Raw genomic sequence first — 21487 nt, forward strand, 5'->3', positions numbered from 1 at the left:
GTTTAAATGAACTGCTTAATTAAATAGTAAAAGGTACACGCATTACTGGGTTAATTAATCTGTTAGCGCCTTCATCATCAATAAACTCTTGTTTTACCGGATCAAATTTTAACGAACGGCCCAACCTCAAGGCAATTAAACCGATGTTAACGATATTGCATGAACGATGTCCATTTTCTTCATTTAAAGCGAATTTCTGTCTGGTTTTAACAGATTCAACAAAGTCGGTCATTTGTGGTGTCGGATCAGGGAAAGCGGCCAGTTTACGCTCTAAATCCGGAATATCCGATTTAAAGCCCGGGTATAATTTACCTTTAGGTCCTTCAATGTAAGGCACGTTAGTATCCTTTCCTTCGCCATCTAAAATGATTTGACAACCATCAGCGTAAGTATAAGTTATCCTCCTCCATATTCCAACAGCATCAGTATGTTGTTGCGGAGCATCAATTTCAACAGAAACCGGACTGGTATCATCTTTACCTAAAAAGTACTGGATAGGGTCAATATAATGTTGTCCCATATCACTTAAGCCACCACCATCATAATCCCAGTAACCACGGAAGGTTTGATGAACCCTGTGTGCATTATATGGTTTATAAGGCGCAGGGCCAAGCCATCTGTCGTAATCCAATTCAGGAGGTACCGGCTGAGGCTCAAGGTGATCCTTACCTACCCAGTAAAACTTCCAATCATAACCTGTATGTTTACCTACAGTAACCTTTAAAGGCCAGCCCAACAATCCGCTGTCAACCAACTTCTTAATTGGTTTTACAGTTGTACCCATTCCATAAAAAGTATCTTTAAAGCGGAACCAGGTATTTAAACGGAACATTCTGCCATGTTTTTGAACAGCTTCCATTACACGTTTACCTTCTCCAATAGTATGGGTCATTGGTTTTTCACACCAAACATCTTTACCTGCATTTGCAGCATCAACTGCCATAATTCCATGCCAGTGAGGCGGAGTAGCAATGTGTACAATATCAACTTCAGGAAGTTTAATCAGTTCGCGATAATCGCTAAATGTTTTAACGCCTTTATCCAGCATAGATGTTGCCAAATCAAGGTGCCTTTTATCAACATCACAAACAGCAACTACCTGAGTTCCATCATATGTAAAATGACCACGTCCCATTGAGCCAACGCCTATTACAGCCTTGGTAAGCTTATCACTTGGTGCAATAAATCCTGTTCCTCCAAGTACATATCTTGGCACAATAGTAAATGCGGCAAGTCCTACAGCCGATTTCTTAATAAAATCTCTTCTCGAATTTTGGTTTTCTGGTTCTTTAGGTTGTTTAGGCTTCATATTTTCATTTATGTGTGAATTATATATTCAATTGTATTGTTTTCATATATCAGAGCTTCACTAAAATAACATATCACCGCACAGTTAGAATTAACTCGCAGTAAGTTCGTCGGGCTCATATTTGGTACAGAGTCAAATACCGGTTAAATATTGACTGTTGGATTCATTTTTTTTATGGTTCTTCAAGGTTAATATATATGGTTGTATGGGTATTCAATTTTTAATACCTCCAAAGGCACTGCTAAATCGAATACTTGCATTGTTAATATTAGCGAGAAATTGTCAAAAACACAAAACATTATTAATTTATTTACGTATTAAAAATACTTTTGTGATTTTTTAACATAAGTTATCTATATTTAACGAAATAGAGTAATTAAAGCTATGGATCTTCGTCTATTAAATAACATAACAAAACCAACACGCGATAAGCAGCTGATCTATAAATATCAGCTTGTGAAACATCTTTTTAATTTAGGGCCAAGTTCAGTTTCTGCATTATGTGATACCATGAACATGAGTACTCCAAGTATTTTAAAACTCATTACTAATTTAACTGACGAAGAATGGGTAGAAAAGAAAGGCTACGGAATATCTATGGGTGGCAGAAAGCCCGATTTATACGGCTTAAGGGATAGAAAAATCCTGATCCTCTGCATTGATATTGAATTATTTCATACCAAAATAGCAGTTATGGATAACAATTATAACTATATAGTTGATGCCAAAACCATCGCTTTGCCCATCTCAAAAAGCAGCAGATCCGATTTCTTTAGTATTTTAAGTACACATGTAGAGGGTATTCTAAAAGCTCAAAACATTACCAACGACCAACTAATTGGTTGTAGTGTTGGCATGCCCGGCTTAATTGATTCCGAAAAAGGCAAAAGCTATAGTTATTTTCTTAGCGATCAGGAAAACACCTCTTTAACGGCCGCATTTGAAACCACGCTGAAACTACCCGTTATTATACAGAACGATGTAAATGGATCATCAATGGCAGAATTTGCACATGGAATGGCAAAAGGTAAACAAAATGCTTTGATTCTGTTAATGGATTGGGGTGTTGGATTAGGAATTATAATGGATGGGAAATTAAGAAAAGGTGCCTGTGGTTTTTCAGGAGAGTTAGGCCATATCCCTTTTGTAGAGAATGGCGCATTGTGCTATTGCGGCAAACACGGTTGTCTGGAAACCATCGCTTCGGGCAATGCTTTATCAGAAATGGCAAAAGAAGGTATTTTATCGGGCAAAAACTCTATGCTCAATAAACTCTCTAACGAAGAATTACAAAGGATTGAACCTGATGTAATTATAGAAGCAGCAAATAAAGGCGATCAATATGCCATCCAGCTACTATCTAATATTGGCACTTATATGGGAAAGGGAATTGCTGTACTTATTCAGTTGTTTAATCCGGAACTGATTATTTTAAGCGGGAAAATTGCCGAGGCCAAACAATACATCACCCTGCCGATGCAACAGGCAATTAATACATATTGCATGACGCAAATCAGAGAGAGAACAACAATTGTATCATCTGAACTTGGCGAAAACTCAAGGCTTTTGGGTTATGCTACAACAGGTATTGATCATTTTTTGGAGGCTTGTATTAAGAAAGCCGGAAAATCAAAGTCCCGGCTTTCTGTTTAATAAACCGCTCGTCATCCTGAATTTACTTCAGGATCTMGTTTAAGCAKGTTTTGAATTACAATTCCGGGATCCTGAAATAAATTCAGGATGACGAATGCCTCAATACAACCGCCCTACTTTACTACCGCACTTTAATACCCCTTGTTCTGAATCAACTTAGGGTTTAAAGAAATTTCCCCGTCCGGAATCGGCAGCAGCTGATTTCTAATCAGATCATACCCATTCGCAAATTTCGTATCTATCAACTCCCCATTTGCTCCTTTTACCTGCTGTGGATAAATCTTAGGACCAATTTCCCACCTCCTAACATCATCCCAATACAAACCTTCCAATGCAAGCTCAATCCGGCGTTCTTTATGTAATTTCTCTCTCGCTTCCTCTAAACCTAATCCTGTCKACAAAGCAGGCAACTTAACATCCGTTCTTCCGTTTCTGATCTTGTTAATCAGCGCAATAGCTTCAGGAATATTCTTATTCTGACCCTCAATCAAAGCTTCAGCTTTAGACAATAACACATCAGCATACCTTAAAACAATAAAATTCAAAGGCGATTCAGATGCAATTACCTCCATGTTTTCTATGGTATACTTCCTTATTCCGAAGCCCACCTTTTGCCCAGTATGGTTCTTTATTTCAACCGGATACAACTGCCCCTGAAAATACGCTCCGGGTCTTAAAATCGTAAAATCCAATCTCGGATCTCTATTCTTGTACGGTTCCGCAGCATTAACCGGCGAACCATCCAACGTTTCATAAGCATCAACCAGATTTTGAACAGGTGCCACAGAATTCGATCCAATAATACCATACTTCAAATTTTGAGGCTGCCAGTACCTGTCAAATATACTCCCCTGCGAAAAAGGGCCACTCATAAACTGCACATCAAACAACACTTCCTGGTTATTTTCATTTGCCACCTGAAACAAGCCATAATAGCTAGGAAACAGATTATAAATACCCAAAGCAGTTATTTTATCAGCGTACTCCACTACTTTATCCCATTTCTTCTGATACAAATAAGCACGCATCTTCATTCCATACACAGCTCCCTTAGTAGCCCTGCCTTTTATCGGCGCTTCAACATCCAACCTTTCAATAGCAGCGTCATAATCAGCATGCACCTGAGCCCACGATGTTTCCAGATCGGCACGCTCAAGATTTCTTGATTCCTCAACAGAAATCGTTTTGGTAAAAATCGGAACACCACCATAAGTGTTTACCAGCAGCGAATAAAATACGCCCCTCAAAAAGTAAGCCTCGCCTTTCATTACCTCTTTGGTAGCATCGGGCATCGGAACTTTATCTACATTATCTAAAAAATAATTGGCTCTGTTAATGCCCTTATAGCAATCTCTCCAGCGCTCAATTACAATTCCTGCATCACCGGGCTGTATAGTACCGTTGCCCACCTGCATTTCCATTCCTTCCCAATGTGCCCACTGATAAGCATTTGGAGATGCAGCGTCCAGTCCGCCACCATAGCCATAAACATGCCTGCTCTGCAAAGTATTGTACACTCCATAAAGTGCCAGGTAAGTATCCCCCTCGCTTTTCCAAAAATTATCCTCTGTAATTCTATCTTCCGGTGTAACCTCCAAAAAGTCTTTAGTACAAGAAGAGAAGAACACAAGAATAACCGACAATAAACTAATTATACGTTTCATAATTTCTCTTATTAAAATTGTAAATTGACACCTAACGTACTGATAAAGGGTATTGGATAAAGGCCGCCGCCATCATCAAACGTATTTCTCTCCGGGTCAAACCCTTCATAATCACCCGAAACAAATGCAGGTAAATTTTGGAAATTAGCATATACACTTATTCCACCCATTTTTAAACTGTTTATCAGTTTTTTTGGCAATTGATAGCTCAGCTGTATATTTTTAATTTTAAAATAGGAAAGATTTGATACCCAGAACGATGACTCATACCTGTTCCACGTATCATTTACTTTAATATGAGGCAATGTATTGCTCCTGTTTTCAGGTGTCCACGCATCTCTCCAACGCTCGGTAATTACACCGCCCGATATCCCCAAAGGCTCGGCCCATCTGCTTTTTGTAAAAGCATTAACACCTGCAGCCCCAGTAGTTACCACATCTAAATTCCAGCTTTTATAGCTAAAACCAAGATTTAAACCAAAGGTGAACTTAGGAATTGTATTACCTAATGATTGCTTATCCTGATAATCCAAACGACCATCACCATTTACGTCCTCATATTTCAAATCTCCGGCAGTAGGCGTATAAGCATTGTTCGACATATGTTGCTTTGCCTCTTCATTTGTCTGATACACACCTTGGAATTTAAAGCCATAAAGCGATTGAAATGAATAACCCTCACGGATAAGGTATAGTTGATCAGGAGATTTCCCACCTCTAAATTTAGTTACCTCATTGGTTACATAGGTCAGGTTTCCGCCAACCCTATAGTTAAATGCATCATCTCCGTTTCTGGATTGATAGGAGATTGATGTTTCAAATCCCTTATTCGTCATCCTACCCACATTTTCTACCGGTGCACTCACTCCGCCTAAAATCTGAGGGATGGGCAACCGCACTAAAATATCTGATGTTTTTTTAGTAAAATAATCCATTTCAACATTTAGCTTTCCGCTAAACATCGTAAAATCAACACCAATGTTGGTACTCTCAGTGGTTTCCCACGAAATACTACGGTCTACCAGCGCAGTAATGGCTGCACCCGGCACCAAGGCACCGCCAAGGTTATAACTAGAACCATAATTCTGAGTAAGGGATAACAGATATGGATAATCTCCGGCAATTGCATTAATGTTCTGATTCCCCAAACGACCCCACGAAGCCCTTACTTTTAAATTCTGTATCGCTTTAAAATCCTTTAAAAAGCGCTCCTCACTTAATCTCCATCCGGCAGAAAAAGCAGGAAAAAAGCCCCACCTGTTGCCAGCACTGAATCTCGATGATGCATCGGCTCTTAAATTGGCCTCTAACAAATACTTCTCATTAAAGTTATAATTGATCCTGCCGAAATAAGACTGCATCCTCCATTCTGTCGTATTCCCATTAGCAAGCGGATTAAAAGTACCCGCATCTACCTCAGACAAGCCTTCTTTAGGAGGTCCCGACCGCTGACTCAGCATATTTTTTAACTGATTCTCTTCTACCTGCATACCCACAACGGCAGTTACGTTATGCACTTCATTAAATGTTTTATTAAAATCAAGCGTATTAAAAAAGGCCCAGTAAAATTGCTCATCATTCGTTCTCGAGTTATTGATGGTCGAAGGATAATCCAAAACACTTGTCTTAATACCACTATCGGTATATGCATAATTTAACTGATTAAATCTATCTCTCCTGTTGTTATTAAACTGACCAGAATAAAGCGACTTAAACGTAAGTTCAGGGGTAAACTTAATGGTAGCATTTAAACTCCCTTTTATAAAGTTGTTTGCATATTGTGTGCGCCCGTTATACATATCAGGCAATGGGTTCCTCGTATCCACTATTGGCTGACCTTTGTTTGGCCCGCTTAAATAAAGCGCCTGCGTTGCACCGAATTTGCCGTCACGGGTATATGGAGCAGTAAATGGATACCCCCCATTCTGCATCAGGTACATCACCCGGCTAATTTCATCATATGGCCTTTGCGTAATTTTTCTGGTTGCCTGTACCGTTCCTCCTATCTCCATCCACTTATTCACCTTACTGTTCATGTTCAGGTTTAACCCAAATCTCTTCGAATCAGTTTCTTTAATTATACCATCCTGATCCATATAATTAAACGACAAATAATAATTCTGACGCTCAGAGCCACCCTTTACAGAAACATTATGCTCCTGGATTGGGGCGGTGGTAAAAACTTCATCAAAGAAATTGGTGTTTGGATATAGAAAAGGATCTGTCCCATTTTCAAAAGCGCTAATCACTTCCTGAGGGAAAAGCGGGTCGCCACCATTATTGGCCACTGCTTTGTTCCATATCCCCATAAACTCCGCGCTATTGTCTATAATATCAAAACGACGGCCCAGTTTCTGAACCCCATAATATCCATTGTAAGATAATTGGGAAGGCGAATCATAACTGCCTTTTTTTGTAGTTACCAGCACTACCCCGTTTGCAGCCCTTGAACCATAAATGGCAGATGATGCAGCATCTTTAAGCACCGTCATAGAGGCAATATCGCTGGGATTCAGCTCATTTAAGTTTCCTTCAACTCCATCAATTAAAATCAAAGGGTTTGTGTTATTTAACGTTCCAAATCCACGAACCCTTAATGTTGCGCCGTCACTGCCCGGAGATCCCGAATTCTGACTTACCCATACGCCGGTTACCTTGCCCGACAATGCCTGCGAAGCATTTGTAATAGGCCGGTTATCCATTTCCTTGGTAAAGTCAACAGAAGATACAGCTCCGGTCAAATTCACTTTCTTTTGGGTACCATATCCTACCACTACTACTTCCTGCAGTGCAGACGTGTCTTCTAAAAGTGTAACATCAATGGTTTTATTTGTGGATACAGGAATTTCCTGAGTGGTGTATCCAACAAAACTAAATACCAGAACCCCATTATCTTCAGGAACTGAGATGCTGTATTTTCCGTCGTTTCCCGTAACAGCGCCGGCAGTTCCCCCTTTTACTTTTACACTTACCCCCGGCAAGGGCAAGCCTTTTGAATCTTTTACAATTCCAGATATTAATACCTGCATAGCGCTTTCCTGCATAATAGCAGCAGTTTTTTTAGCAAGTTTTTTCTTTACAACAACCGTATTCTTGGTAATCACATAGGTAAGCGGCTGGTCTTTAAAAACAGCATCAAGTGTTTCCTTAAGGGTTGCATTGGTTAATTTCACATTTACCGGATTTACATCTTTCAGCATGTCCGAATTAAAGGCAAAATCGTAGTTAGATTGTTTACTTATTTTTTTTAATACTACTTCCAGAGAGGCATTTTCTTCAGCAAGGGTGATTCTTTGTGCATATGCCGAAGCTGTGATCTGGGCAGTTAATAGTATCAGTAATAAACATAATATTCTCATTAGCCTTCTAAATAATATAGAAGGCGGTTTATAGGTTAGATCAATTTTCATGAATGTTTTGGTTTAAGGTTAATAGGTTTGATTCAGATAGTACTTAATTGCTAATTGTGACCTCCCTTCCTTTAATGTTGTATTTCATTGATTCTGTTAGCTGAAATAGTTCAAGTACCTCAGAAATGGTACTTTTACGAGATATTTTTGCACTGAAGTTCAGTCCCGACATATTACCCTTATACACAACAGTTACATCATACCAGCGAGAAAGCTTCACCATAATAAGCTGTATATTCTCTTTATTGAAAACAAAATCACCATTTTTCCAGGCCATGGCTTCTTCCAAATCGGCAGGCAAATTCTCCAGATTTTCTTTCTTTTTATTCCATCTCGCCAATCTGCCCGGCACAAGTCGTGTTCTATCAGCCCCCTTGATCACATCAAGTGAACCCTCAAATAAGGTTGTAGAAATGTCTTTATCTTCTTTGTAAGCAGAAACATTGAAGTGGGTACCCAAAACCTCTACTTTCATGTTGTCTACAAACACCCTGAAAGGTCTTTTTTTATCTTTTGCTACTTCAAAGTAAACCTCGCCACTTATGTCAACCCGCCTCTCATTACCTGCAAAAAGCACTGGATAGGTAATGGATGATTCAGCATTCAACAACGCTCTGGTCCCGTCGGGCAGCGTTACCTGATACTGACCGCTGCGAGGGGTGGCAATCACATTCTTGCCTACTTCGTTATTCCCACTTGCATTGCCATTTGACTGGCTGTAAACAACTTTACCATCTTCTGTTTTTGTTATTTTCAGGCCAGATTCCTCTGCTAATACTCCATTTCCTGCCTTATCTAAAACAATAATACTACCGTTGGCAAGTTTTAATGTTGCTTTGTTCCCACCCGGAGCAACATCATCCATCGGCTTATCTGCTATTTCATTGTTTTCTTTAAGAGGCTTATTATAAGAAATAAAGTAGTAAGCACCACCACACAGGAATGCACACAGTAAAATCACTGCGGCAATCCGTAAAATGTAGGAAATAGTATGCTTTGTTTTTTGTAAAGGCTTATCGGTGATATCCGTTTGCAAGCGCGTCCACACACTTGCCAGATCATGTTCGGCCAATTGCTCATCCAAATCAAAACCGCTGTCATTGATATTTTCATACCAATGCTCTACCAGCAGTTTTTCTTCATCTGAGCAAATACCTTCCTTATATTTTTTTATCAATGCTTTAGCATCGAATTCTGAGCCAGCCATAGTTTTTAATGCTTCTTAAAACTATAGTCGGCCAAGTAAGGCGCAGGGGGGTAATAAAAATTGAAATAAATTCAGGATGATGAGATGGCTAACTCACATCATTCATATTTGATTGCATTTATAGGATTTGCTGATGCAGCTCTAACCGCCTGATAACTCACGGTCAGGTAAGCAATCAAAACAATGAATCCAGCTGAGCTGAACATCATGAACCCTGTGATCTCAGTTCGAAAATCAAATTTAGATAGCCAGATATTCATCAGGTAATAGCTTAAAGGAAGGCCTATACAAATAGCAATCAACACCATTTTTACAAAGTTCCAGCTCAGCAAATTAACAATGCCTACATGACTTGCACCTAGTACTTTTCTAATACCAATCTCCTTAGTCCGCAACTCTGCACTATAGGCCGAAAGCCCAAGCAACCCCAAACAAGATATAAAAATAGACAACCCGCCAAACAAATTAGAAAGTATAGAAAGCACACGTTCCCTTTCAAACTTCTCCTGATAAAGGCTGTCCACAAATTCCAGATCCACCGGATAAACGGGGTTCATCTCTTTCGTGATCTTAGTGATGGTTACCAAAGCTTCTTTGGTACTTCTTGCACTGTTCAAACGCATCGTAATCACGTTTGGCAAAAAGGGTCCCCATGCCACTACCATAGGCATTTCCTTTTTGGTAGGATCAGCCCAGATGATATCTTCAAACACACCAATTACAGTCCTTCGTATTCCTTCATAGAGCACCTTTTTACCAATGGGCTGTTGCAGGTTCATAGCTTTAACCGCACTGGAATTCAGCATAATTGCAGAACTATCTGAAGCAATATCTTTGCTAAAATCACGCCCTATGACCATTTTTACGCCTGTAGTATTGCTGAAATCATTTGTGGTAATGATCTGGTTAAATCTCAGGGATTTATCTGCAGGTAGCATGCCCTCCCATTCGAGCCCGCTGGTCACAGAGTTTTGCGTAGAGATGCTCGCAGTGGTTTTACACATAGAAAGCACTGCCCCAGATTGTACCAAACGGTTTTTAAGCGCATCATAATTTTGGAACAACATCCCCTCCATTGGCATTTCTACCAGCGAGGTACTGTTGTAGCCCATTGGCCTGTTTCTGAGGTACTGAAGTTGATTATAAACCACAATTGTACCGGTGATAAGCAGAACCGCAAAACTGAATTGAACTACAACAAGGGCTTTTCTCAAAGTCACCGAAGATCCATTCTGCCTGATCAATCCCTTTACAKTATCAACGGGTTGAAAAGCGGATAAATAAAAAGCCGGGTAGCTGCCCGACAAAAGTGCTGTAATGAAAACAACAACACAGAGATAGAGCCAGTTTGTAAAGCCTAAGGATTGCAGGGTAAGGTTCACATGTAACAAGTTATTGAACAGTGGCAAGCTGATCTCAACAATTGTAATTGCTAAAATGAAACTAAATGATACCATCAGAATGGCTTCCAGCAAAAACTGATGAATCAATGAGCCCCTTCCAGCTCCCATTGCCTTTTTAATGCCCACTTCTTTTGCACGTTTACCAGCCTTTGCCGTAGCAAGGTTCATGAAATTGATGCAGGCAATGATCAGGATTCCGATGGCCAGACCAATAAAGATGCGTACTTGCCCAATCTTTCCGTCCGCTGGTTTCCCGTTTATAAAGTCTCCGTATAGATTGCTTTTAAGTAATGGATAAATGAAGATTGAGGTAACTTCTTTATTGCTGTGTTGGTTTAAGAAATTGCTAATGTTCTTATTAAAATCATCGACATTAACCCCTGGGTTTAACTTTAGTAATGTGTAAAAAGAATAATTATCCMATTGCATGGCCTTGGGAAAAATACCCACATTTTCATTGGTCGATACCAGACTCTCAAACCTGTAGCTCATGTTTTCCGGCAGGTCTTCTATAATCCCCGTTACAGTAAGATTCGCAAAATTCATGAATTTGAGAGATTTGCCGATGGCAGAGGTATTAGGGAAAAGCCTTTTTGCCGTATTGCTGGTAAGGATAACGGAATTAGGTTTTGAAAAAGCAGTTTCTGCGCTGCCGCTGATGAATTTATAACTCAATATTTTAAGAATATCCGGCTCAGCTATGCGGTTATCTACTTTCACGCTGGTTGTACCGTTGACTAGTAAGGTTTGACTTGGCCAGGTTATAAATGCCGCTGCTTTCACTCCTGCTAATTCTGATCTCATGGCCAAAGGGAGCGCATTTGGAGAAACACCAGTGGTACCAAATACCTTACCCGTTGCATCCAGAAAATTGGTTTTCACTTCATAGATGTTTTCGGCATCTTTATATTGAGTGTTAAACTTCCACTCATTAGCCACATAAAGCAACAATAACAGAGATGCGGCCAAACCAATAGCCAATCCTCCGAGATTAATTAATGTAAAACCCTTATTTTTCCAAAGGTTCMTCCAGGCAATTTTTAAACTAAGCTTATCCATGCACTGCAATATACCAAGCCAATGCCAAATTTAAACAAGCTCATTTAAAGAACAATAAAGCAAATTATAGATTCCAGGATGTACGGTAGTGAACAGCAGGTGTTCAATTCTGAACGAGAGACTATCCTTAGAAATTACTTATTAAACAAAAGCAGCAAGAACGGCAAGTATGTACTTAGCCTTACTCTTAATATACGCAAGGCATTTTTAACATGGCTACGTACACTTTGCTCAGATATGTTTAACCTTTCGGCGATCTCTGCATGAGTCAAATTTTCTTTCCTGCTCAACTCAAACACTTCGCGCATCCTTGTGGGTAAATTCGCAATCTCTTTGTCAATTATCGATGTCAGGATTTTTTCTCTTACCCGATGATCTGTTTGCGATGGATAACTCTCAATAAAAGACTGAAAATGACTAATGTACTGCTCGGCTGTAGAGCTTCTGTCAATAGTATCAATAATCTTATACCTAACCGCCTTAAATAGGTACGAGGATAGCTCTCCTTTTATATCCAAAGTGGTCTTTTTCTCCCACAAACTCAGAAAAATCTCATGAATAATATCTTTTACCTGCTCTCTATCCTTAAGTTTCCTATAAGCATGCACATAGAGCAATCCTTTATACTTGTTGTACAAAGTTTCAAAGGCCTGCTGATTCCCGAATTTCATTTCTAGTAAAAGGCTAGCATCATTGTTATGCTCTACAATCATTTTAACAGTAAAGTTTAATGTTTAGATAGCGGTTACACCATAGAAGTATATCCAGAGAGGTATTCGACAAATAAAATTCTAAAGTAATTAATATATTCACAACTACATTTAATATTTATCAAAAACTAAAACAAAATCGGCAATTAATAACTTAAGATAAATGACAAACTAGTTAATTATGGCATTTATAGATTACTACAAAACCCTGGGACTAGAAAAAAGTGCTACGCAGGACGATATTAAAAAAGCCTATAGAAAATTGGCCAGAAARTATCATCCCGATCTAAACCCTAACGACAAAGATGCCAATAGGTTGTTTCAGCAAATAAATGAGGCTAATGAGGCGCTGAGCGATCCCGAAAAGCGCAAGAAATACGATGAATACGGGGAACATTGGAAAAATGCCGATCAGTTTGAACAGGCAAAACAATCGCAGCAACAAAACCAAAATGCATACTCCGGTGCAGGTTATCAGGGCGGCGGTTTTAGCGGTGCTGATTTTGGTGGCGAAGGATTTAGCGGTGGCGGAGATTTCTCTGATTTCTTTGAATCTTTGTTTGGCAATGCGGGAGCACAGTCAAAACGCGGAAGCCGTAAATTCAAAGGGCAGGATTACCAGGCAGAGATTAGCATATCGCTTCGCGATGCCTACAACACACACAAGCAAACGCTGGCAGTAAACGGCAAAAACCTAAGGATAACCATTCCGGCGGGGATAGCGAATGGGCAAGTAATTAAATTAGCTGGTCAGGGTGCACCTGGTGCAAATGGTGGCCCTAACGGGGATTTGTACATCACATTTAATATTGGCGACGATCTGCACTTTAAAAGACTTAACAACGATTTGTATACCACCACAGAAATAGACCTTTATACTGCCGTTCTGGGAGGCGATGTAACGGTTACTACATTTGACAGTAAAGTAAAGCTTAAAGTGGCCCCTGGAACGCAAGGCGGAACTAAGGTGCGACTAAAAGGGAAAGGTTTTCCGGTATATAAAAAAGATGGAGAGTTTGGAAACCTCTTTGTAACGTATACAGTTAAGATACCAACCGAGCTTACAGAGAAACAGAAAGAGCTTTTTAATGAACTAAAAAACCTGGGGTAAGGCATTTAAATTAAATTAATCATGGAAACAGAATTAATAACAATAACAGAATATTGCTTTAAGTATGATATTGAACCGGAGTTTATTATATCCCTTGAAGACTCAGGAATCATTTCATTAATGAGGGTTGAATCAGAAAAGTACATACATATCAGACAATTTGGTGAACTGGATAAGTACATCCATCTGCATTACGATTTGCAAATCAATATCGAGGGAATAGATGCGATTAGACATTTGCTAGAAAAAGTAGATGCTATGCAACAGGAAATTCAGGAGCTTAAAAACCGGTTGCATGTACACCAGTAAGGAGGTTCATCATCCTCCTGGTAAAACACCCGTCATACTCTTATTAAAGCTATCTTCATCCTGAAATAAATTCAGGATGACGAGCATTTTGAAGTCCCTAATTCTCAAACACCACCGTTTTATTCTTATAAACAAACACCCTATCACTCAACACCAGCCTCATGGCCTTTGCCAGAACCGCGGTTTCAATCTCTTTTCCTGACCTTACCATATCCTTAGCAGTAAACGAATGATTTACCGGAATAATCTGCTGGGCAATTATTGGCCCTTCATCCAAATCATTTGTTACAAAATGAGCTGTAGCACCAATCAGCTTCACTCCTCTTTCAAAAGCTTGCTTATACGGATTTGCCCCGGCAAAAGCAGGTAAAAAAGAATGGTGTATGTTAATTATCCTATCGGCAAAACTAGCCACAAAACGCGGCGATAGAATTCGCATAAACTTAGCCAGAATCACATAATCAGGACTATACGCATTTATCTGATCAATCATTTCCTCCTCCGGATCATTCACCCCATCAGCATAAGAAATCAAAGAAAAAGGAACATCAAAGCGCTCGCAAATCTTTTTCAGTATATCATGATTGCCAATAACCCCAACCACAGTGGCTCCCAAAGTACCAAAGTTATTGCGTACCAAAATATCGGCAAGGCAATGATATTCTTTAGTGACCATTACCACAATCCTTTTCTCGGCAACAGGATTAACATGAATAAGTGCGCCGGCAGGTAAAATCTTGCACATAGCTTCTGTAAGTAAATCCTCATCAGAATGCCCATCAACCTCCAAACGCATAAAAAACATACTTTCGGCCTTATCAACATGTTCCCTCATAGAAACAATATTTAGTTTTGCTGCAGATAATATCTGCGAAATATCGGCAACCAGCCCTATCTGATCTTTACACTGTATTATTATTATCATCGATTGTTAAAATAGGAAAGCAAGATAATAATATTTCTTACAAGCGTGAACCTACTCTGCCGATCTAAAGTATTTTGAGTCTGCAAGGTATTTCAATATAGAATCAGGGTCTTTATCCTTTACCTCGTTAACGGTAAACTCCTGCAAATGCCCCAGCTCCAGTAAAGAACCGCAGCCAGTTTTAATAAACAAGTCCTTTAATTGCTCATTCTTTTCGATATGATAAGAATTAAAGGTCGAAAGTTTATCTATCTCGAGGTATATTTTATCCGCTTTCTGCAGCCCTGCAAGCTTTTCCAGCTTGATCCCTTCGGGAGTCCCGTTATTGGTTAAAAATAAAAAAGTATGGATAACCAGCCTGTCGCCATGTAGTTCAACCTGCAGGTATCCTGCCTTTTTATCAGAAAGATAAAACTCAATCAGGCTCCTATCGTAATCCTTATGATGCTTAATTTCCGGATTCATAAAGGTCATAAACACAATAGAATGCATAATACCGGGTGTAATATTTATCCTCTCCTGCAACCTTTTCAGGGCATGCGTTTGTATATAAACATCAAGCGGCACATCTAGCCCGGCAACCCTAAAGCCAAGTGCCGATGGTTTAACTTTAGCAAAAATCCAATTCAGTTCCTCATCAACCCAGCCCAAACGAATCATCGAATGGTTCTCTCCGTTAATAAGCATCGATGTTTTATTTGTCTTAAACTCGTACAAATAAATATCATTGTAGTTGCTGGTGATCTCAAAACAGGCCGTTTCACCATAATCAGCCTTAATGATGCTCTTGTTTAAATCACTTAAAAACACAATAATATCCTGCACCAGGGTGCCCATCATTTCCTGAATACTTAAATAAGCCTCGGTATCCGGAAAATAATCTTTAAACTCTTCTTTAAGGAGCGCTGCATGAGGAAAATAGTTAGCAGGAACCACATGCAGGAAATGAATAAGCAGCAATCCTTCAGAAAGAAGCATACTAAACAACACCCGCTCACCATTGTTTAAATTAATATATTGATCTTCCAGAAAAGCACTGAGCAGCTTATTAGCCTTTATAACTGTCGATTTAGAAACATCAGAGTCCGGACTTGCCTTTATTTTTAATGCCGGATACCTGGTGGCATACATATGCGCAAGAATTCGCTCGGGGAATTTCTCAAAATATCCCGGTCCAACAAGCGCATTGCAAAGTAGTTCCATACGCTCAATAAATCTTTTCTGATGCATTAATGCCTGTTTAGCTGCATCTGGATTTGAACTACCGTTCCCTTTTTTCTTCTTCTGTTTGCTCATACTTAACTATTGCGATGATCAATTTCTACTAAAATATATAACATGAGTTATAAATGGTAATTTTTAATGTAAACCATTGTTAAATAGCACTTAAACTTMACAATGCGTTAACATTGCAATGATATTTTTGTTAAAAGCAAAAGTACTATGAACTCTGTATTTAATTTTTTTAGTCCTAAAGACAAAACATTTCAACCCATGTTTGAGCAGGCAGGCAACAACCTTGTGCAAATTGCCAAAACGCTTGTTCTTGCAGTAAACACTCCTGATCAGGAAGACAGAAAAGTACACATTAAAGAAATTGCAAGATTGGAACAAGTAGGCGACGATGTTACACATCACATCCTTTTGGGCTTAAGTAAAATATTTATCACCCCGTTTGACCGGGAAGATATACATGCCCTGGCAAGTTCTCTGGATGATATTGCCGATTATATTTATGCAGCAGCCATGAATATGGACTTATACAATCTAAAAAACATAAGCAAGCCAATGATAGAACTGGCCGAACTGCTTTTAGAGATGTGCAAGGATTTAAATATCGCCATAGCTGAACTTAGGAACTTTAAAAACACCAGGCTTATTGCTGAGATATGTATTAAGATTAATAAGGGAGAAAGCACAGCAGATCATATTTGCAATACCGCAGTAGGCAATTTATTTGACCACCAAGCTGATGCTATTGAATTGATTAAACAGAAAGAGGTACTGCAAAGTATGGAAATCGCTTCTGATAAATGCGATGACCTTGCGAACGTATTGGAAACTATTCTTATAAAGAATGCATAATCGTATTAATTAATGAGGGGTTAACACGATCGTGTTAACCCCTCATTAATTACTTACCTTTTACTTACTAAACTTGTAAATAGAAGTTGTTTTATACTGTTGCCCCGGATTTAAAACCGTGGTTGGAAACGCTGGCTGATTCGGAGAATCAGGGAAATGCTGAGTTTCCAAAGCAAGTGCAGTTCTGAAATCATCCTTTGCACCGCCTTTAAATACATTTTTGCCTTGCATAAAGTTACCGCTGTAAAACTGCAACCCTGGCTCTTGAGTATAGATATCCATGATCACACCAGATTTATCACCTTTTACAGTGGCAGCATGGATCATACCTAATCCTTTAGTGCCATTTAACACATAGTTATGATCATAACCTTTACCTGCCTTTAACTGATCGTTAGCTTCTTCAATACGTTTGCCAATAGTTGTAGCAGTTGTAAAATCAAATGGTGTACCTTTTACAGTTACATTTTTACCAAGAGGGATTAAAGTAGTGTCAACCGGAGTATAAAGGTCAGCAAAGATTTGAAGATCGTGGTTTAAAATATCGCCACTACCCTCTCCGTTCAGGTTAAAGAAAGCATGATTGGTTAGGTTAACCACAGTTTTCTTATCTGTAGTAGCCTCATAATCCATTTTCAATTCATTATCATCGTTAAGGCTGTAAGTAACTTTTACTTTCAGGTTTCCAGGGTAACCTTCTTCCATGTCTTTAGACAAGTAAGTAAGTACCAAAGTTTGCGAATCAGGCATTACTGCATCCCAAACTACCGCCTGGAATCCTTTTTTACCACCATGTAAAGTATTTTGTCCGTTGTTAAGCGCCAAAGTATATTGTTTACCATCTAAGCTAAATTTGCCTTTAGCAATCCTGTTACCATAGCGGCCAATTGTAGCACCAAAATAAGGCTCAGTAGAATTCGCAAATCCATCAACACTATCAAACCCTACTACAACATCTACAAGTTTACCATCTTTATCTGGCACAAGCAAACTAACCAGTCTGCCACCATAATTAGTAAAGGCGGCCTGTACATTGTTTTTATTTTTAAGCACATACAGATTGGTTTTTTTACCATCTATTTCCTTTTGGAATTTTGTACTATCCAATTGAACAGTTGCAGCGGTACTATCGGCCTGCGCTACATTCGAATCAACTTTTTTTGGTTCATTACATGCTGTAATTGCAAGTAAAAATATTGCAGCTAAGCCTGGTTTTAATGTTTGCTTCATTTAATATTTGGTTTTAGTTATAATGTGTTGTGTTAATTTCAATAAGCCTAAATTAATGTATTATTTTAAAAGCGCCTTCATAAGTGCAGTATTTTTCAATTAATTCTATCTTTTATACATCATTAGATGAATTCTTTTAAAAGATATAGCAAATGATTTGTAACAGAACAAACCCAGTTTCACTAATAATTGTAATAAAACAAACATTATTTGTTAATTCCACTAAAATTGTTTGTATTGAAATTCGGCCAGAGAAACCAGGATCAGGTTTCGGGAATCCTTTGGGTGTTTAACAGGTATGTGACTGGTGTACACACATATGAAACCCCGGTTTAGCTCCTGTGAGGTTTGGGTGTCAGACCAGTGGCTAATACTCCTCAATTGATGTTAAAAACTTCCAATTGATTACCCAAAAATCGGATGAGTTTTGGCTTGGTTTTAGGTTGAGAAAGTAAGCGTTTTGCGGCTTATAATATAGTCAGTTTTTGCTACACTCTGAGACCGACATTGTTCGTACCTCGTTCGACCAGAGCCGAACATGTAGCGAACCAGAGTGGCACCAGGTTCGAAGCGTTTGAACTAATCAAAAAAAAGGCAAAAAGGTTGAATGTCCGGGCCAAAATTTTACTATGCTTGCATTGTATTTACCGGTTTATTTAAAGGCCTTTAACTTCTTCAAAGCTTCCTCTGCTCTGCTTTTCACTTCACCTTCATTAAAACTGATCAGATTAACATTAACAAAATCATTGCAGTCGTACAAATAATCGAGTGAGTAATCTCTCACATCAAGATAGAGCGTATCTAAAACCTTCCCAATTTTCTCATCAAACTTTCCCGACAACCAATACTCATCCTGAGCCCTAATTTGGACAAATACACTTTCAAATTCAGGAACCTCAATTTTTTCGGAACATAACAATGAAAGCAGATATAAATACTTTTTCAKGTGTATTTTGTCTGATAACTTTATATTAGTGGCTATAACACATTTACCCGACAGAATCAGGAAATTCCAGTTTTAAACTCTGTTGCATAATGGTGTAGAAATTTGCTATCTGTAGTTGAGGTACAAATAATTTGTAACATCTTATTTCCTGCAGCTTATCAGGATTCAATCTTTTTCTCGTTCATGTTCTTAAGGATGAATTTTTAGGCAAAGCATGGCCATTACGAAGAGTTAATTCGTTTTTTAATGCTGTTTTGTTAACTTTCTTGTTGCTTTAAAACAGTAGTCATCCTGAACTCGTTTCAGGACCCCGCACTAGAAAAACTCAATCAGAATGATCGAGAATAAGCGAGTAAAGAATTGCGATACGTATTTCCATATTTAATAATCATGGCTGATATTATATGAAACTTTGAAGGAGGTAGTTAGGGATTTGCTTTATTAATGCAAAAAGCGCGGTACCCAACATATCCGCTAGACTAGGTACTGGTATACCCATAACAACGAATAGTGTGCCCACGCATTTTACACGTGAGTACATTTCACCTATCCCTCTGTTTTTATTTTAAAATTACCAGTTTTTGTCTAACAAAGCACTCGGTGCTAAATGCTCCAACTATTTTGAAGATTTCGCAAAAATATAATATTAGTCCGTTACATACATATCTTGTTTCGACTAACATATATAGGTTTGATTCAAACAAACAAATTAGGACGACAGATTTTTTATATTCACCTACTAATTGTTGTTGGTGGTATTACCTCCAATTGTTTTTCAATAAATTCCTTTATCAACATAATGGTAGTTCTCCAATAAAATTCAAGATGTTTAAATATAGTTTCTGTAGGAAAATTTTCGATTGCTAACGTTAATATCGTCTGGTTTTCTATAGGTGTTAATGTAAATCTTAGGATTGAATAGTTTTGAGGTATGTCCACAAGTCTCGATACAGAGCTAAAATGACTATATTCAAGAACGCTGTTTATGTCATACTGTAAAACGATCCCCTTATTTTCAAACTTTATATGATGAAATCCACTAATAAGAATTGGACCATTAATTTGCCAATCGGTATGAACTTCTATTTCCATTTCCGGCTCTCCCATCCATTGCCTCATTAACATGGGTTGGGTTAAAGTTCCCCATACTATTGCCGGAGAGGCGTTTATTGTAATTGTATTTTCAATTCGATTAGTCATGGTAACTTATTTGTGTTTCAACAATGTTTCTATCGTGCTTTATCAACATAAATCATTGCCTCGTCCATTCCTTTTGCGTAGTTGTTTACGGAGTAAGTAATTGGTATATCTGGCCTCAGAGGCCCATCATATCCCTTCCAGGTTTCCCAGTACCTGGTAGAATAGCCAATAACAATTTTGGTATGAGGTAGCCTAAAACCCCTTACTTCTCCATAATGATTTACGCTCCCACTAGTTGCCTCTCCCAACAAGATTGCTTTAGTGCCCCGCTTAAGCGCTACTGCATTCATTAATGCCGATGAGAAGGTTCGCTTTCCAATGAGTACATAAAACTTCCCCTTAGTGTTTAAATGGCTTTGCTCAATACGTTCAATAAAAGGGGTTAAAATACCCGAATTACCGCCACCATTATCACGCAGATCAATAACAAGGCGTTTAGGCTTATTTTTAATGATCGCAGCAAAGAGTTCATCGTTAAAGGCAGAAAATGGGTATCCCTCTTGCTCCTGGCATTTGTTGTAATTGAAATACAACGTACCAGTTCCTTCATCATAGTTGTACCAGTAATTTCCTTTTTTCTTTTTGGAAAGCAGCATGTTTTTCGCTTCTACCAACGGCAAATTATCGACGTTTGCGCCAGCCACAGATTTAATGACTCGTTGAATCTTTTTACCATTTAGATCGGTGAAATCAAATGTAGTCTCATCTGAATTGCTGGTAATCTGTAAACCTTTCAAAATAAGAGGATTATTAATGAAACGCAAAAAACCTGTGTCAAAGAATGAAGGATTTTCACTTTGTATGATCTCTTTGAAACGACTCATCACCTCATTAATGGCATGTCCATTCACCGCAGTTAGCTGGCAAAGTAGCACGTCAGCATTGGCTGTGTCTGTTGCTGTTACATATATTCCTTCAATAAACTTGTTAAACCTAATAGGTACAACTTTGGTAAAAACCGGTTCTATATGGGTGTGTTCATCGCGAATAGCAACAGTGAGTTTGAAAAGTTCAGTAGTAAATTTCTCATTATCGGAATCTGTTAACCGGGATTTAATTGAAGCTATGTTTTTATCAAAATCTTCTTTACTGATCTTGGCAAACAGATTGATGTGCCGCTTAGACAGCGTATCTTTTAAATATTGCAGATCTTGAAAATAATCGGCTTTTGATAATTGCTGACAAAAACTTAAACCACTTTGAAGTAGTATAACGCAAAGGAGAATTGTTAATCTGATCATGATTGTTTATTTCATTGTATACACC

Annotated in this window: 16 protein-coding genes; 4 read left to right on the forward strand and 12 right to left on the reverse strand. The window is 38.6% G+C overall.

Going from position 1 to position 21487, the window contains the following annotated elements:
- Nucleotides 1-19: 19 nt before the first annotated feature.
- Entirely contained in the window at nucleotides 20-1309 is a 1290-nt protein-coding gene (locus tag AC1DDK_RS23385; RefSeq protein WP_477612341.1) for a Gfo/Idh/MocA family oxidoreductase, read from the reverse strand.
- A 384-nt stretch (nucleotides 1310-1693) separates the two neighbouring features.
- On the opposite strand from AC1DDK_RS23385, the gene AC1DDK_RS23390 reads away from it, so the two are divergent.
- Nucleotides 1694-2962, forward strand: coding sequence for an ROK family protein (locus AC1DDK_RS23390; protein WP_172660277.1), 1269 nt, complete (start codon nucleotides 1694-1696; stop codon nucleotides 2960-2962).
- Nucleotides 2963-3093: 131 nt separating this feature from the next.
- Here the strand turns inward: AC1DDK_RS23390 and AC1DDK_RS23395 are convergent, their stop codons facing one another.
- The 5 genes from AC1DDK_RS23395 to AC1DDK_RS23415 all read right to left on the reverse strand — a co-directional run bounded on the left by AC1DDK_RS23395 (nucleotide 3094) and on the right by AC1DDK_RS23415 (nucleotide 12418).
- Nucleotides 3094-4626 carry a RagB/SusD family nutrient uptake outer membrane protein gene (locus AC1DDK_RS23395; protein WP_477634096.1) on the reverse strand — a complete coding sequence of 511 codons (1533 nt, stop codon included), beginning with the start codon at nucleotides 4624-4626 and terminating at the stop codon, nucleotides 3094-3096.
- A gap of 11 nt (nucleotides 4627-4637) precedes the next feature.
- Nucleotides 4638-8036, reverse strand: a complete 3399-nt coding sequence (locus AC1DDK_RS23400; RefSeq protein WP_288883927.1) for a TonB-dependent receptor — start codon at nucleotides 8034-8036, stop codon at nucleotides 4638-4640.
- A gap of 43 nt (nucleotides 8037-8079) precedes the next feature.
- Nucleotides 8080-9243, reverse strand: coding sequence for a FecR family protein (locus tag AC1DDK_RS23405; protein ID WP_288883926.1), 1164 nt, complete (start codon nucleotides 9241-9243; stop codon nucleotides 8080-8082).
- Between the two features lie 98 nt (nucleotides 9244-9341).
- Nucleotides 9342-11705 carry an ABC transporter permease gene (locus AC1DDK_RS23410; RefSeq protein WP_477634097.1) on the reverse strand — a complete coding sequence of 788 codons (2364 nt, stop codon included), beginning with the start codon at nucleotides 11703-11705 and terminating at the stop codon, nucleotides 9342-9344.
- 134 nt (nucleotides 11706-11839) lie between these two features.
- Nucleotides 11840-12418, reverse strand: a complete 579-nt coding sequence (locus AC1DDK_RS23415; RefSeq protein ID WP_337718222.1) for an RNA polymerase sigma factor — start codon at nucleotides 12416-12418, stop codon at nucleotides 11840-11842.
- A gap of 178 nt (nucleotides 12419-12596) precedes the next feature.
- On the opposite strand from AC1DDK_RS23415, the gene AC1DDK_RS23420 reads away from it, so the two are divergent.
- The gene (locus tag AC1DDK_RS23420) at nucleotides 12597-13526 is read left to right on the forward strand and encodes a J domain-containing protein (RefSeq protein WP_337718218.1); all 930 of its coding nucleotides are present in this window, start codon (nucleotides 12597-12599) and stop codon (nucleotides 13524-13526) included.
- A 21-nt stretch (nucleotides 13527-13547) separates the two neighbouring features.
- Complete coding sequence (locus AC1DDK_RS23425; protein WP_337718216.1) at nucleotides 13548-13835, forward strand: chaperone modulator CbpM; 288 nt, start codon at nucleotides 13548-13550, stop codon at nucleotides 13833-13835.
- Nucleotides 13836-13932: 97 nt separating this feature from the next.
- Here AC1DDK_RS23425 and purU read toward each other — a convergent pair whose 3' ends face one another.
- On the reverse strand, nucleotides 13933-14760 hold the full coding sequence (gene purU, locus AC1DDK_RS23430; protein WP_337718213.1) for a formyltetrahydrofolate deformylase: 828 nt from the start codon (nucleotides 14758-14760) through the stop codon (nucleotides 13933-13935).
- A 51-nt stretch (nucleotides 14761-14811) separates the two neighbouring features.
- Entirely contained in the window at nucleotides 14812-16056 is a 1245-nt protein-coding gene (locus tag AC1DDK_RS23435; protein WP_337718211.1) for a hypothetical protein, read from the reverse strand.
- A 147-nt stretch (nucleotides 16057-16203) separates the two neighbouring features.
- Here AC1DDK_RS23435 and AC1DDK_RS23440 point away from each other — a divergent pair, with 147 nt between their 5' ends.
- On the forward strand, nucleotides 16204-16845 hold the full coding sequence (locus AC1DDK_RS23440; protein ID WP_172660267.1) for a DUF47 domain-containing protein: 642 nt from the start codon (nucleotides 16204-16206) through the stop codon (nucleotides 16843-16845).
- A 60-nt stretch (nucleotides 16846-16905) separates the two neighbouring features.
- On the opposite strand, the gene AC1DDK_RS23445 is transcribed toward AC1DDK_RS23440, so the two are convergent.
- The 4 genes from AC1DDK_RS23445 to AC1DDK_RS23460 all read right to left on the reverse strand — a co-directional run bounded on the left by AC1DDK_RS23445 (nucleotide 16906) and on the right by AC1DDK_RS23460 (nucleotide 21462).
- Nucleotides 16906-18075 carry an aldose epimerase family protein gene (locus AC1DDK_RS23445; protein WP_337718209.1) on the reverse strand — a complete coding sequence of 390 codons (1170 nt, stop codon included), beginning with the start codon at nucleotides 18073-18075 and terminating at the stop codon, nucleotides 16906-16908.
- A 652-nt stretch (nucleotides 18076-18727) separates the two neighbouring features.
- Entirely contained in the window at nucleotides 18728-19081 is a 354-nt protein-coding gene (locus AC1DDK_RS23450) for a colicin immunity domain-containing protein (protein WP_477634101.1), read from the reverse strand.
- A gap of 672 nt (nucleotides 19082-19753) precedes the next feature.
- Complete coding sequence (locus AC1DDK_RS23455; protein WP_288883289.1) at nucleotides 19754-20221, reverse strand: SRPBCC family protein; 468 nt, start codon at nucleotides 20219-20221, stop codon at nucleotides 19754-19756.
- A 29-nt stretch (nucleotides 20222-20250) separates the two neighbouring features.
- Nucleotides 20251-21462 carry a S41 family peptidase gene (locus tag AC1DDK_RS23460; protein ID WP_337718207.1) on the reverse strand — a complete coding sequence of 404 codons (1212 nt, stop codon included), beginning with the start codon at nucleotides 21460-21462 and terminating at the stop codon, nucleotides 20251-20253.
- Between the last annotated feature and the right edge of the window lie 25 nt (nucleotides 21463-21487).

The sequence above is a fragment of the Pedobacter sp. 05T44 genome, from assembly GCF_056395985.1.